General features: G+C 64.9%; 11 protein-coding genes. 4 read left to right on the top strand and 7 right to left on the bottom strand.

Annotated elements, in window-relative coordinates:
- Positions 1-457, bottom strand: a 457-nt coding sequence (locus OXG30_12560; GenBank protein MCY4135723.1) for a hypothetical protein, incomplete at its 3' end; no start/stop codon positions are given.
- Between the two features lie 2 nt (positions 458-459).
- Positions 460-1,248 (bottom strand): helix-turn-helix transcriptional regulator, encoded by a 789-nt coding sequence (locus OXG30_12555; GenBank protein MCY4135722.1) that lies wholly within the window; start codon positions 1,246-1,248, stop codon positions 460-462.
- A gap of 315 nt (positions 1,249-1,563) precedes the next feature.
- Here OXG30_12555 and OXG30_12550 point away from each other — a divergent pair, with 315 nt between their 5' ends.
- Both OXG30_12550 and OXG30_12545 read left to right on the top strand, forming a co-directional pair.
- On the top strand, positions 1,564-2,868 hold the full coding sequence (locus OXG30_12550; protein ID MCY4135721.1) for a hypothetical protein: 1,305 nt from the start codon (positions 1,564-1,566) through the stop codon (positions 2,866-2,868).
- Between the two features lie 182 nt (positions 2,869-3,050).
- A complete protein-coding gene (locus OXG30_12545; protein ID MCY4135720.1) occupies positions 3,051-4,394 on the top strand; it encodes a hypothetical protein in 1,344 nt (447 codons plus the stop codon).
- Between the two features lie 108 nt (positions 4,395-4,502).
- Here the strand turns inward: OXG30_12545 and OXG30_12540 are convergent, their stop codons facing one another.
- On the bottom strand, positions 4,503-4,883 hold the full coding sequence (locus OXG30_12540) for a hypothetical protein (GenBank protein ID MCY4135719.1): 381 nt from the start codon (positions 4,881-4,883) through the stop codon (positions 4,503-4,505).
- Positions 4,884-5,361: 478 nt separating this feature from the next.
- On the opposite strand from OXG30_12540, the gene OXG30_12535 reads away from it, so the two are divergent.
- Complete coding sequence (locus OXG30_12535; protein MCY4135718.1) at positions 5,362-6,135, top strand: helix-turn-helix domain-containing protein; 774 nt, start codon at positions 5,362-5,364, stop codon at positions 6,133-6,135.
- Positions 6,136-6,149: 14 nt separating this feature from the next.
- Positions 6,150-6,344 carry a nucleotidyltransferase gene (locus OXG30_12530; GenBank protein MCY4135717.1) on the top strand — a complete coding sequence of 65 codons (195 nt, stop codon included), beginning with the start codon at positions 6,150-6,152 and terminating at the stop codon, positions 6,342-6,344.
- Here OXG30_12530 and OXG30_12525 read toward each other — a convergent pair whose 3' ends face one another.
- The 4 genes from OXG30_12525 to OXG30_12510 all read right to left on the bottom strand — a co-directional run bounded on the left by OXG30_12525 (position 6,345) and on the right by OXG30_12510 (position 14,860).
- On the bottom strand, positions 6,345-9,680 hold the full coding sequence (locus OXG30_12525) for a helicase-related protein (protein MCY4135716.1): 3,336 nt from the start codon (positions 9,678-9,680) through the stop codon (positions 6,345-6,347).
- Positions 9,667-10,365: a hypothetical protein gene (locus tag OXG30_12520; GenBank protein MCY4135715.1), complete on the bottom strand. Its 699-nt coding sequence runs from the start codon at positions 10,363-10,365 to the stop codon at positions 9,667-9,669. Before OXG30_12520 ends, OXG30_12525 begins: the two co-directional genes overlap by 14 nt.
- Before the next feature lie 216 nt (positions 10,366-10,581).
- Complete coding sequence (locus tag OXG30_12515; protein MCY4135714.1) at positions 10,582-11,169, bottom strand: hypothetical protein; 588 nt, start codon at positions 11,167-11,169, stop codon at positions 10,582-10,584.
- A gap of 463 nt (positions 11,170-11,632) precedes the next feature.
- Entirely contained in the window at positions 11,633-14,860 is a 3,228-nt protein-coding gene (locus OXG30_12510; GenBank protein MCY4135713.1) for a hypothetical protein, read from the bottom strand.
- Positions 14,861-15,041 lie beyond the last annotated feature (181 nt).

Genomic DNA, 15,041 nt, shown 5'->3' with positions numbered 1-15,041 from the left:
CCAGCGTGTGAACCGCAAACGCGTGGAGCGCCTCATGCGGCTCCACGGGATCTGCAGCATCCACAATGCGCTGGCCGCCGGCGTTGATGCTGACGGGGTGAGCTGTGCGGAGCAGCTGCTGGTAGCCGTCAAGACCGGCGGGGTCGAACACCAAGTCGAAATTGCCGTGAGGACACGTCATGGTCCAAACCGTCGTGCGAGCCAGGCCCTGAGCGTCGGGCAGGATGTCTAACACAAGGCCCCGATACATGGTCTGCGCCTCGAGGTCTTCGAGGGCCTTCACGATCCGCTCTAGGTTGTCTTGGCCCAGGTCGGGTGTGAAGTCGATGTCCTCGGTTTCGTAGCCGAGATCGAAGCCCTGGGCCTGCACAGCCCACCCGCCTATGGCCACGAAGTTCACCCCCCGGCGAACGAACGCCGCTGCGATGCGGGCCAGGCCCTCAGCGCTGTCAGCCACGGTTAGCCCAGCACAACGGCGTCGGAGAACGCCTCTCGGGCGGCCCTGATCCTGTTTCGGTAGCCTTGCGGGGCGGACAACGCTTTGAGGTGCAGGGTGTCATCGTGGGCGTCATAGACCTCTAGGCGGGCCACCAGGCTGGCTCCCATGGCAGCGAGTACGGCCTGCAACTGGCCCACAGCCAGCTTGACGGCACCGGACTCGATCGAAGCCACATCTGAGGTATCAAGGCCGACGGCGGCGGCCAGCTCCCCTCGGGTCATGTCCAGGCGGGACCGCTCGTCTCGCACCAAAAGCGCCGCCCACCCGCCGCCGTCGCGGCGGGTCAGACCGGCCCCGAACAGATGAGCCGGCGCTGGGTCGGCGCCGTCCCATTCTGGCTGGGTACCCTCCACCGGCCCCGGCGGGCCGGCCCCGAATTGGGCGGCGAACTCGCAGGCCTCGTGGAAAGCCGCGCCCAACCGCTGCGCCTCGTCGCTATCCACGCCGACATACCGGCCGTCAGGCTCGCGGCCAGGGCCCGCCCGGACCTCCAGACCCACCGAGCTCACTAGCCTGCCCACCGTGTCCAACGTCGGATCCAGCCGGCCCGACTCGATGTCGACCACCAGCTCAACATCGCATCCCGCAGCAGCTGCCATCTCCGCCGCCGTGATTCCCAAAGCGGCGCGCGCGGTGCGTACTAGCGCCGACGCCAGACCTGCCGCGACACCCACAGGCTCGGCCGCGCCGCTGAACCGCTGGCCAGTCACCGCCAACACTCCCGGCTGCTCGCCATCCAACTTCCGCAACCCGCGTCCACATAGCCGTCGAAACGCAATCCGATGCCCACCGGCACCGCCAGGTAGCGGCTGAAGCCACCTTCTGTTGGACTCGCCCAACTCACAACCCAATCTTAACAACCCGCCCCTACATTCCCGTCCACAACAGCGCCATCGGCTGACCTGTGCGGGGACGAAACCCTGCGGCGTAGACCGCACACCCGCCACAACCAGCAGCTGGCCCCCAGCAGCGACCAAGGGAGTAGACAGCCCAACGCAATCGGACTGTTCGTTTTTGGGGCGACAACCGCAAGCACTGTGCATGCGGCTGATGACAAGCAGTCGATGCCGATAGGACCAAGCCCAACTGCGGAGCCGGTGGACGTGGCTGTGGCGTCGTACGCGCTGGAATACTCGGTGACGCAAACTGAAGCCCACCGCCGCCTCGGACGAATCGACGCTATCCAGGAAACTCTGGCGACGATCCGCAGCATTGAGACGATGCGGACAGCGGGCTGGGGTATCGACCACCGCGGCAGCTTTGTGGGCTGGGTGCTGCTCACCGGCGACGAACCCGCCAGCGCTGAGGCGGCAGCCGCAGCCGACGCCCACAACGACGTGGAGATCCGTACCGGTGCCCAACACAGCTACACCGATCTCCAAGCCGCGCAGAACGCCCTCGCCGCCCAACTCTTCACAGCCCAAAACCCTGCCAGCGGCGGCGCGCTAGGCAACACCGGCGAAGAGGGACAGGCCACACCAGGCGCGCCGGGCGATCTCGAGGGCGCCGGGATAGGAGCGGGCGTGGCCGAGGTCGTCACGTTCTTGGAGACCGACATGGCAGGCAACACCGTCCGCGTCGGCATAGACCCCGGCCTGGCTTCGGAGATCGGCCCGCTAGGCACGGTATCCGAGCTGGCCTTCGAGCAGAGCGCAGCCATAATCGCAGGAATGCTCCAAGGCCACATCCAGGTGGCCTTCACAATCGCCGACGGCCGCGGCATCGCCCTGGCTGAGAGCTTCCAGGGCGGTGAAGAGATATCTGGGATAGTCAATTGCACCTCGGGGTTCACAGCCCATCGAGCCAGCAGCAGCGACTACGGCATCATCACCGCCGGCCACTGCGGCAACGATCTCCCAACCGAAACCGTGCCGTTCAGCATAAGCGATGTGGAATTGCCATTCGTTTACGGCTGGCTGAGCGCCACCGCCGACGCCCAGTTCCATCGCATTCCCGCGCCTGACAGCGGGTCCCACTATGTACTCGACGACTTTCTGTGCCGCGACCCTGCCAGCTACCCCACGCCTTCCTACGACGTCCTCAGGACAGAGAGTCGCGCCAACATGCAAGACGACTTCGTCTGCCACACCGGCAAGAACAGCAAGACATCCTGCGGCCGGGTCACCAACATCAACCACCAACGGATGTCGGCGAGCAATCCATGCCGCGACTCCACCGGCGGCTTAGTGGCATGCGATTCCGTGTTCGTGAAAGTTGAGGGCGCATACCTAAAGGGCTGCCGAGGGGACAGCGGAGGACCGTTCTACAGAGGCGGAACAGCCTACGGAATAATGTCGGGCCTTATAGGCGACGATGTGAACAATTGCACATTGGAAGGCAGGACGGTGACCGTTCTCAGCGATCGATGAGGTTCAGTCCTTCCTGGGCGTAAGCTTGCTCACCGAACCGGTCACGCTCACGGCCCCCTGACAACTACGGGAATTATCACATGAGAGGGCACGACCAACACAGTAGCTGCCGCGACAGAAGGCGCCCTGCGCCGCGCCGTGCGGCACCATGTTGGTGGGCTGTGCGATGTGGGGTTACGGCGGTGTGCTTTACATTGGCCGCTGCCGGGTGCTCGTCGGGACACAAGACGGCTTTGGAAGAGCCAGAAGCCATCGTGTCCGCGACGGTCAAGCACGAACAAGCCACAGCAAACCCACCGGCCGAAGAGCCCAAGACGGTGGATCTAGACGGCGACCTGGGAAATGGCGCAGATTGGCCGAGGCCTCCACTGGCGGGTATGTGGGTGGACTACCCCCTACGGGAGAGCGGGTCGAGCTTCTTTTTGCACGGGATCGTGTCCATTGAACCGTCTTGCGCGTATCTCACCAATGTCTCGTATGTCGACACGGAGGGGCTTTTGGTTGACCCAGGGGCGGAATGGGAGGGGCGGCGCCTGGCGTTGTCGCTGATCTATCCCGACGCTCGCTTCGATGAAAACACCCGCACGCTGTGGAACCCGCTGTGGGAATATGACATCCCGGTCTCCCACGGCGACCGAGTCATCGTGGCCTCAGACCCGCTATTTGAAGACATTGGGGACAAGGAGCCCCACGATCTGCATCTCTTCTGGGACCTCTGCCCCGCCCACGGGTACGCCACTCCTGAGGGCCTTTGGACATCCGTGGAGTGGCTTTGCACAAACAGACCGTCAGAGTGGGTATGGCACGAAGGTGAAGAACTGGAGCGCATTTGCGTGGAGGATGCGAGACCTTGGAACCAGCGCGATCTGCTGGAACAACAAGGCTCCGCCCCCGGTGTCGAGCCACCCGCTCCGGGCCTGGGCCCCGGCGAGCCGCCCCCCGTTGCAGAACTAATAACGCCTCCGTTTTACGACATGCATCCATACCATCCCGACATGGAAATCGAGCTGTCCAAACTGGTCGGGATTCTGTCGATAGAATCAGTGTCGCCGAGCTACATCCCGGCACCCAAGTGCGTGTATCTGTATCCTACCGCGGCCTCGGCGCCGCAGTCGGTGCTGTGGGGAGGTCTATGGAAGCACACTGGCCCCGACGGCCAGCCGCTCGCCATATGGCTACAGTTGCCCTACCCCCAGGCCCGCTTCGACGAGGAATCCTGGGCGCTGTGGAACGGCGACATCGGACCCATGACCACCGGCGACCGGATCATCGCCCACCCCATAGCCCCGCCAGACTTCCACACCGACGGCTACAACACCCGCGCAAAACAACCCCACGAACCCCAGATACACCCCTGCGACAAAGCCGGCGCCAGCGCCGCCGTGCTGGACATACAACCCGTGGAGCACTACTGCACCCACGACCCGCCAACCAGGCACCACACCCAATGCGAACAAGCCATGAGCCTGGACACCCAGATCCAAAACCACCTCACACCCCCCGGAGGCCAGCGCCATTACCAGTAACCCACGAGGCACCTGCCTAACCGACCCGCCGGCCCACCAACGCCGAGGTCGCTGCCGCCGAAAAGCCCGCCTTGGCTAGCGGCACGGCCGCCTCAGCCGAGAACCCGGCTAGGCGGGCGGCGGCTCGGCTCCTAGTTCCGCAGCACCGAGCCTGAGCGCAGTAGAGGGCGCTACATGGGCGACCTCGGCGACGGTACGAACGCTGTAGCCAGCGGCGAGAGCTGCTTGGACGGCCTTGGTCCGCGCCCATTTGGCCCGGTCGAGCCGGGTTTGGGTTTTGCGCACCAACTCGGCGCTGTCGTCCAAAGCGGCCATGGCCGGGACCGTTGCCACCAGCTCGGCCATTTCCTCAGCCTTGCGCCGAACAGCGGCCCTGCGGCGGCGCTCGTCGAGAACCTCTATCTGCTGTGCCAGTGGGAGGCTGTCGTCGTTCAGGAGCGCTCTGAGCTCCTTGTCGGTCAGGTCGGCCAGCGGCGCATCGTTCTTCACGGCGCACACGATAGTCGTTCGATATACGAACACAAGACTGTTCGATAACCAAACGAAAATAATGGTCGGGAGCGGCACTTCTAGTGCAAGCGTGTACACCCGACTTTTGCTCGCTGGTAACTGCTGGCTGGGCATTCACTGGCTGACGGTGGGATGCCCAGCCTGGTTCGGACTCGTCTCTTGCTTGGGTGCGGTTCTGGCTGGCTGTTGCCTTCGGTCGCTTGTGGTCGGTGTGATTCGGGTTGTGGTGGTATTTGATGTGGTTCTAGACGCTCTCGGGGCTCTGATCATCTCGGCTCCGCCCTGACCGGCATTTGGCGGTCGTAAGCGGTTTTGGGGTTTCGACCGGTGCCTCAGGGGGGTTTCGACCGGTTGCGACCATTGGCGTTTGGCATGATGGCCAGCATGATTTCGGCAATTGGTGACGGCAGCGGATCGAGGCATGCAGGAGGCCGCAATCTGAGGCTGCGGGTAGAGTATGGCTGTGGCGGCTAGCGACGCTGTGTCGGCTCGGGGAGCGCTTGGGAATGGGCGCTGTGGCGATGCGCCCGTTGGGATAGCTGCTGGATTGGTTCTGGTCGCTCGGGCCGCTTTGGGGCTGCGGCCTGTGGAGTTGGCGGAGGCTGCCGGCTGCGACGCGGAATTGGTGCGGGCAATCGAGGCGGGCCGGTTCGATCCGGCGCTGGACACGGTGGAGCGGCTGGTCAACTCGGTGGGTCTGGAGGTGCGGGCGGGCACCAACGGGGAGCCAGGCGCAGCTCATTCGGTGGTGTGCGAGTCTGAGGTGGCGCGGGTGAGGGGAGCATTCTCGGAGCTTGTCGAGTTCCGGCGTTCGCACGGGCTTCGTCCTCCCGGCCCGCCTGTGGGGGCGCAGCCGGACTGGGACGGGACCGATCCGGCACCGCCTCGGTTGTTCGGGGCGGGGCCGACTCGCCGCGACGGCGGCGGCTGGGCGGCCATTTTGGTGCGCTCAGCGCGACAGCGTCGCAGGATGGGACAAGCTGGCCTTGCCGCTGTGGCCGGGCTGGACCAGGCCGAGGTCGCCGCCATCGAAATCGGCGCTCTCCGACCGCCAGTCAAAGAGCTTGAGAGGGTGCTGTCGACGATGGGATTCGGTTTGCGGTCCCGCCTTGAGCCCTACGACGATCACGACGACGGGCTCCACCTGCGAGCGCTAGGCGACCCTGGGCGCTACGCCAGGCGGATGCGAAACGGCGAGAGCGCCTTCGCAACCGCAGTGGTCTTGGACTGACCCCAGCAGTGGCCATGGACACCGCCGACCGCCTAGAGCGCATCGCGGCCACGCTCGCCGACCGCGGCGTGAACTTCGTGGTGATCGGCGGATGGGCCGTCGAGGCCCAGGGCTACGAACTGGGCTACAAGACAGAAGACATCGACTTCACCCCCGACCTGGGACCGGACAACCTCGATCAGGATGCAGACCTCGACCTCGGCCTCTGACTAGCTGAGGGCGAGCCAGGTGACGAGGTGGACGTCTTCGGGGCGGATTTCGGGGAGTGGACCGGGAGGTACGTAGGGCTCTAGCCCGAGGGTGCGGATGACTTCTAGGATCCTCTCGGCTTGCTCGGCGAGGTTGTCGGTCTCCCTGATGGCGGCTTGGAAGGTGCGGATGGTGCGTTCGGGATAGGGGGCATTGATGGTGTCGATGGCGCGGTCGATGTCGTCTTGAGAAAGATCGGGGGGCGGGTATTGCCGGAGAATCTCGGCGGCGCGGTGGAGGCGGGGGGCGACCTTGGGTTGGAGGTTGGCCGGGTCGACCATATGGTTCCACCGGTCCACAATGTGGGTTCGAGCGGTCTCCCAGGCGGCGAAGGCACCACCGATGGCGGCGTCGTCGAGTTGGCGAGGGGTGTTGAAGGCCACAGGGGGGCGGGCCTTGTCGAGGCAGGCCAGCGTTTCGTCGACAATAGGTGCATCACCCGCGCCGCCGGTCTCTACGAAACGGAATACCGGTTTGGGGTGGTCGCCTATTCGGGCACAGAACACATAGCCCGGCTTGCCGTCGGGGGTGGCTACGGCCATGCCTGAGCCAGCACCCCAGGGCAGAGACTTGATCTGGCGGGCGAGGTCGGCGTCTTCCAGGGCTTGGCGCAGCTCCTGTCGGAACTGCTCTCCCGACAGCACTCCTCGGGCGGTTCCGCCCCGCTGGAAGATTTCGGGGTTCTCGCGGCGGAGACGCTCGATCTCTTCTCGGGTCTCGGCGTAGTTGATCTCGACCTGCGCCGCCTGGTCGGGCAGCACCTCGCCCACCCCGATGCTGGCAGCGGCTTGGGCGATCTTGACGTGCAGGCGCTCTTCGAGGCCCAACAGGTCGTCGAGGCGGTCGTCGGGGAACACGCAGCGCAGGAACACCTCGGTGTGGTGCGAGCCGATGCGGTCGATGCGCCCGTGGCGCTGCACGAGTCGCATCGGATTCCAGGGCAGGTCGTAGTTGATGATGTGGCGGGCCTGTTGGAGGTTCACCCCCTCGGCCAAAACGTCGGTTGTGACCACGATGTCGAAGCGGTCGTCGGCGGCATCGGCGGGGGCGTCGGTGGTGAGGGGGGCGAACCCCCACAGCACCCGCTCTTTGCTGTCGGAACCGGTGGCGCCGGCCAGCGAGGCGATGCGACCGCGGTAGGGCGCCAGCCGCTCGTCGGATTCGGCTTGCTCCACCAGGTGTTCGTGTACCCAGTCGACGGTGTCGGCGTAGTAGCTGAAGACCAGCACCTTGCGCCGGTTGCGCACATCGTCGTCGCCGATCCCCCCAGCGGCGGCCTCGGCGGCGATGGCGGCCAGCTCCTCCACCAAAGCGGCCAGGTTGGGATCGTCTCGGCGGGTCACAGTGCGGGCCTCGGCGGCGAACGACCTCAGCAGGCCCCGGTCTCGCTCCACATACTCCCGCAGAAGCCCGACGTTGTATTGGGCGGCGTCGTCTGACACCCCCACGATGCCGTCCAGAAAGGTGTCGACCTGTTCGTCGTCCATCTCATCGGAGTCGGTAGCAATCCAGTCGGCCAGAGCTTCTCCGGTGGCTACTCGGCCGTTGCCGAGCAGCGACAAGAAGGCATCGTGGCTGTTGGCCATCCGCTTGCAGGTCTCGGCGAAGGCATACGGCGACGACTCGAAACGCTTCAGCAGGCCCGAGCGCATCAGGCCGGCGAGCTGGATCTCATACGCGTCAACCTCGCGATCAAGGCGATACTGCGACGGGGAATAGCGGGCCAGGCTCAGCACACCGGCATCCTCGGTGCTGGCGTCGGGGTCGAGAGCCCGGGCGAACCGGTCGAAGAAACCGGGCATCACCTCGTCGAGGTTGTAGTCCACCCTGTGTACCCGCGGCGTAGGGAACACGATGGGCTGGTCCTGGCCGCCCACCTTGATGGTGTCGTTGGGGTAGAAGCGTTTGACGAAGGCCCGGGTGCGCCGCACCGCCACCGCGTCCAACACGTCGAACAGGTGCTCGGGGGTGAGATCATCCGGATTGAGGGCCATGGCGTTGGCGAAGTGATCCCGCAGCGAGCGGATACCCGCATCGGCAAAGGCGGCATCGTTGCGCAGGAAATAGCCCAACAGGTGATACAGATCCCACAGGCTGTTGTTCACCGGCGTAGCGCTGAGCATCACCAGCTTCTTGGGCGGCGAACCGGCCAGCAGACGCCGCAGCGCCTGGGCCCGCTGAGTGCCGGGGTTGCGCAGGTTGTGGGCCTCGTCGATCACCACCATGGCGTAGTCGTTGATCTCAGCCTTCAACTTGATCGCGTCGGTGTGCTCGTGGTTCAGCCGCCGGTCGCCCATCAACTCCTCGTACGACACCAACTCCACCGCCAGCAAATGCTCAGAAATGAACGCCCGCCACGGCCCGTCGCGCAGCGTGGCCGGGGTGATCACCAGCACCCGCTGGCGGCGGTCCAGCGCCGCCTCTCGGATCAACTCCCCGGCCAAGAAGGTCTTGCCCAAACCAACCTCATCGGCAATCAGCACCCCATCGCGCTCCTCCAGAATGCGCCGAGCGCGCCACAGGCCGTCGGACTGGAACGACGTGAGGTGGATCTGCGGAGCGCCCTCGGCGGCAGCCTCGACCTCCAGTTCCTCGCCGTAGAACTCCCACAGCATCCGCAGGTACACAAGCTGGGGCAAATGGGGCTCGAAGCGGGCCTCGAATAGAGCGGCCAAGTCGTAGTCGGTGGCCTCGTCCCACAGCTCCTCGAACCAGTCCCGCACTTGGCCCACCACATGGGGCGAGTAGTTGCCCAGGTTCAGCTCCAAGTTGGTGGCCAGCCCCGCATACGTGAAGTTGGACGACCCGGCCACCACCCCATGCGACCGATCGCCCACCAGAAAGGCCTTGCCGTGCAAGAATCGGCCCTCTAGGCGGCGGACCTGAACCGTGTCAGAGCGCAGCCACTCCACCAAGCGCCGGGTAGCAGCATCGACCTCGAAGGTGAAACCCAGATGGTCGCGCTCGACAAGCAGGTTCTGCTCGTGGCCTTCCAGAGCCTGGCGCAGCCGGGCGCGGGCCGCCCGCTGGGGATTGGCCGACTCCGAGCGCAACGCCCGCCGGCGGCTCTCCGGCGGGGTCGGCTCCGCCCCCAACAACAACCGCACACCGGCGGCGCGATCCAGCGAATCCGCCAACAGCGAGTAGCCACCCACGTTGAAGTAGGCAGTGGCAATGTCCAAACAAGCCCCGCCCACGAACCCAGTAGCAGCATGGGAGATGAACCCGTTCAACGCCGCAGCCACCGACTGCTCACCCCGATTGACCGCCAGCTCCGGCTTCTCAGACACGGTCATGCAGCTTCCTGAAATGGGCGAGGACAGCCGCGTGTCGTTCGGAATAGTCAACGGTTTCGCTGAAGGTGTCATAGACCACGGCCAGGTCGTCCTCGTCGAGGCCGTAAAGGTGGGCGACGCAGGCGTCGAGCTCGCAGATGAGGTTTTGCTTGACCGCATCGTCGTTGGCCGACCCCACCGATACCCCCACCTCAGCCGCCCAATCCCTAAACCGCTCATCCACCGCCGCCAGCCGCCCCGCAATCTCTACCACCCGATCCCGAACCGGATCCCCCTCACCGGGGTCGGGAACAGACAGCAGGCCAAATTGCTCGAATGTCATGTGAAGCTCAACGGTTCGACGGGATTGCCAGTCACAGGGCATAGAACTCAAGACTCCGAGCAGGTACGCCTCATCCACTGCTCCGCCAGATGTACGCAACAGATAGGGGGCCTGATGCACAATCACCCTCTCACCAGGAACGAGGGAGGCGATCAGCGTGCGTGAATCGGTAGATCTTGTTACGTCCCTGAAAGTAATCCGGGGATGGCGGCAGGGAAGCGTCGCCGCGTTGTCGACAACCTCTTCATCCAGTTCTGCAAAGGCCGAAGACTGGGTACGGCACTGCGACAGCCGCTTCTCTTGGAGATGGGCAATCATGCTCTCGGCATCTGCACTGTCGTAGTAGACACCGGTGTCAGGCACCCAAATGTTGAACGAAGTGCCCTTGTAGACCGGCCACACATAGCCAGATCCAGATACTCGTTCATCACTTCCATAATTCCTCGATTCTCCGGAAATGGACGAGGACGGCCTCGCGTCGTTCATCCCACTGTCCCGGTCGACCGAATGTCTCGTAAACGACTGCAATGTCGTCTTCGTCCAAGCCGTAAAGGTAGGCGACACAGGCGTCCAATTCGGCTAGCAGCCAAGACCCCCCCCCCCAGTGCCGACTGGCACGCCTACTTCGGCGGCCCAATCGGTGAATCGGTCATCTTGGGCGGCAAGCAGGGCAGCGATCTCAGCTACGCGGTCGCGAACGGGATGCCCCATTCCGGGATCGGGAATGGACAATTGACCGATCTGCTCGAATGTCATATGGAGCTCAACCGTTCGACGAGCCTGCCAATCACACGGCATCGAGGACAGCACTCCAAGCACATAAGCCTCGTCAACCGCCGTGCCTGCGGTACGCAACAGATAAGGCGCTTGATGCACAATGACCCTCTCACCAGGGACAAGGGCAGTGACAATGGCGCGCGTATTGGTCGGGTTGGTTACGTCCCTGAAGGCAATCCGGGGATGGCAACATGGCAGCGTCGCCGGGTCGCCAACAACCTCTTCCTCCAATTCCGCAAAGGCCGAAGACTGGGAACGTCGCTGCGACAGCCGCTTCTCTTGCAGGTGGGCAACTACGCTCTCGGCATCGGCGCTGTCGTAGTAGACACCGGTGTCGGGAGACCACAAGTCGAACGATGTGCCCTTATATACAGGCCAAACCTTGCTCATGGCCGCTGCTCCTGGGCGGAGACGCCGTCGTCGTTCACGAACTTGCTCCGATCTCCGGTGGCATCGAGCTCTCGGACCGGGCGGAAGCGCCATCGTCGTTCACGAACTCGCTCCGGTCGTGGGTGGCGTGGAGTTCGGCGACCGGGCGGAAGCGCCATCGTCGTTGACGAATCGGTGTCGGTCGGTGGTGGCGTTGAAGTCGCCCTGGACTGGTCGGAACCTCCAACTTCGTGATCTCCGAGAGAGAGAGAGAGATCGTCTGGGGAGTCGGCCAAGTCGGTTCCGTCGAAGCGGGGGTGCTGTTTGATCTTGCGCCAGACTCGGAAGGCGGGGCGGTTCGGGATTTGTGGGAAGGCCGCGGTGTTCGACCACCGGGTGAATTCAGACACCGGGATCGGTTCGGGCTTGCCGTCTACTAGCTCGTGGAAGTGGGCAAGCGAGTTGGCCGGGCCGGGATAGATGGCTACATGGGGCTCGTCGGGGTCGCCCTCAAAGCCACCCCCTGGGATCGGCCCGGGGACTGAGTTTGCAGGCGGCGATGAGGGCGACGGTGTAGCGGCCGTCGACCCCGTCGAAAGCCCACTGCTTGGTGTTGAGGCAGGTGACGACGGAGAGCAGCGGGTGACCACCACCAGCGCCACCGTGTAGGAGTTGTGGACTCCCTCGAACACCCAGCCCTTGTGGTTGATGACCGTGGCCACCGACATCCGCAGTCGGCTGGCCGACCCCCCCCCCCCCGCGGCATTTCAGCGCCACTGCGAGTTCCCACGATCTCAGTCCGCCAGTTGGCCATGCCAGCGTCCGACACCGCGGAGCGAGGCAATACCATTCCGATCTTCCCCCCGTCTCGGCAGAGGGTGTAGTTAGCCCAAGAGAATGCCTTGTAGAGGTCGGTTTGGCCGAGTCCGAGTCTTGGAAACGTGGCTCGCAGCACCAGTTTGAGGGCCTCGGCTCGCTCCTTTTCCACGTCGAACTCTGCAGCCAAGTCTGGTCGCTTAGCCTCCAGGGCGTCTATGCGGGCTCTCCGCTTGGCGACCGGTTGCGACCGGACTCCGGGTAGGTGCATCCCCCACCAGACCTCTCGGTCCACCACCACCTTCTCCCAGGGCGGATTGCCCAGCAGGCAGTCGAAGCCGCTCCTCTCCCTCCGGGCAAACACCTCTGGCCACACCGTGGGGTAGTGGACGGGATCAAGGCGCTCCACCGCGCCTCGCACCGCGGGGTCGTCGGCCAAGGCGGCGATCTTCTCGGGGCTGAAGTCGAAGTCGCGGTGAACTTCTATGGCCCCGGCTCGCACTGCGGTGGCGACATCGAACACCGCCACGGCCGGTGCGACTGCTTCGAGGGTTTGGGCATGGGCGGCGCGAGCCGCTTCGATCTCGGCCTTGTCGGCGTCGTTGAGGCGCCCGAGCCGGGCCAACGGCTCCTGACAGCCCTCCAGCAAGCTCTCCAGCTGGTGGACGAACAGCGACGCCCCGGCCTGGCTGCCCTTCGGCGCTACCGCGGCAGCCGCATCGTCGACCGACGCCACCCCAGTCAGGCTGTCGCCTTGGACCAGGTTGTGGTCGAGGAACGACAGGGGCAGGCCGGGAACGAAGGTGTGGACCCAGATGGCGAGGCGGGCCAGCTCGACGGCCACTCGGTTCTTGTCCACCCCGTACACGCAGTGGCGGGCCACTTGGCGGCGCAGCAGGGCGCCGAATTCGATCTCGATGCCGTTGGCCAGATCACCGAGGGCCTCTATGGCCGCGGCGCGCAGTCGGTTCAGCTCCTTGGTGACTGCGGGAACGGGGTGGAGGGTGAGCCAGGCCGACAGGCGCGGCTCGATGCGGTCCACGGCGGCCACCAGGAAGTGGGCTGAGCCCATGGCGATGTCGGCGCAGCGGAAGTCGAAGAACGCCTCGGCCAGCGCGGTGTCGTTACCTTGCTCCCGAAGGTCGTCGAGCCGGGCGATGTGGTCGTCGAGGGCCGGCTCCAGGGCGTTGTCCAAGAGATGCTCGACGGCGAAGGGCTTGGTGAAATAGGAGCCGGTGGCCTTGCGCACCCCGGAGCGGTTGTGGAAATACACCGCACCGGCCACCACCTCCACCTCGTCGCAGTCGGTGGCGGGAACGTACTGCTCTTTGCCCTTGATGGCCTTGACCGCCAAGTCGTCTTGGGCCACCGACAGTTTCGACTCCAACAGGCCCTCGTAGATGGTGCCGAACTCCCTCACCGACAGCGACCGGAAGTCCACCGGCCCCAGCCCCTCGGGGCCCTCGTCCACCAGCACCGCGGCCAGGGCGGGGCCGAATTCGGCGTTGGTGAGCTTGATGTCGGCGATGGCCGCCCCCGACGGACTCACCGCGGGATCGGCAGAGAACAGCCCGCCGTTGTAGGCGGGCACGCCCCAGTCGCGGTTGCCGTGGTTCACCGCATCCCAAAGCTGGTACACGTCGTCCCACAGGTCGGTGGCCCGCTCGTCGTAGTCGGCGCGGCCCCGGCGCCGGTCTTCGGCGAGCTGTCGGGCGATGCGCGACAGGGAATGGTCGGCATAGCGGCCGTTGGTGCGATAGGGCAGCAGGTCTTTGTCCTCGGCATAGGCCACAAACAGCAGCCGGAACAAGATCACCATGACCTGCTCATAGGCGTCGGCCAGTTCGCCCTCCCCCAGGTCTTCGCCGTGGCGATCATGGGACAGCCGGGTGGCCACCGCCCGGGCCAAAGCTGGCACCGTCTGGTGATACACCCGTTCCCGCAGCCGCACGGCCAATTCGGCCACGAAATCCGCCGACCGGACGAGGATCTGATCAAGCGTCCCGTGGTCGGCCAGAGCCTCAGCCGAGAACAGAAGGTGGAGGTAGCCGGCCAACTCAGTGGGAACCAGCGACAGGTTCAACTCAACGAAGGTCTCGGTCCGGCCCTTTCGGCCCACGCCGGTGTCGGCTCGGGCCGCGTAAAGGCGGATCTCCGAAGACCGGGTGAGGATCACCCAGTCCACCCGATGCTGGTCGGCCAGAGCCAGCGCCCGCGACACCGGAGAGGTGTTATCGAACCGGCTCGACGGCGCCTCGAAGGGCTCGTCCTCATCACAGAATACGGCCACGGCGTGGTTAAGGCCCCCGATGGTGAGCATGGAGGCGTTGGTGGCCAGCGTCTGGATGTGAAAACCCAGCCCCTCCACCAAGCGGCGGCCCCGACGGCCCAACAGCGGCAGAGCCCTCTGGGTTGCCTCGGGCCAATCCCTTCGCTCGGGCACACCGTCCTTGAGCTCCTGGGTTGCCAACAGCCCCACATTGCGCAGCCCCGGGAACGGGGACTCCAACTCGGGCATGGCCGCCAAAAGGAAACGGGAAGCGGCATGGTGGCTGGGCTCGCTCAGCGCAACCTCCGCCAGACGCTCGGCTTGCGACACCTCAATGTCGTGGTGAACCACTGGCGGCTCCCCCACCGGCCCGCACAACGATACTCGCTGGCCCTCGGCAGTGGGATAGGACGCCACCAGCAGCACCGGGCTGGCCCGCCCCGCCCGACGCCTCGACCACCCCTCGCGCAGATCAGCAGCCCGCGGCTTGGCTGCCGCCCGAACCAACGCCACTTCCAACCCGTTCGGAGCATCCTGGACGAACACCCCCGCCGGAATCAGCGACGACGGAAACCCTGCTGGCGCTGACCACGTAGTGGGGTCTCGGTCCAAGAGAAAGTCATCCACGAATCCGAAATCCTACTCAATTGACGGAAACAGCGACTCGCCGCGAACCAAGACGGCTTAGCTGGCACATCCATGTGGGGCGGAATGTGGGGCAGACCAACAGTCCCACCCACCTTGCCCCTTGGACCTGCGGGTTTGTGTATTCTTCGATTCCCCCCAGATCCACTGTGATTACACTATT

The organism is bacterium (assembly GCA_026708015.1).
Taxonomy (GTDB): Bacteria; Actinomycetota; Acidimicrobiia; order Acidimicrobiales; family Bin134; genus Poriferisocius.
The sequence above is the reverse complement of the archived record's forward strand: the minus strand, read 5'-3'. Positions and strand labels throughout refer to the sequence as shown.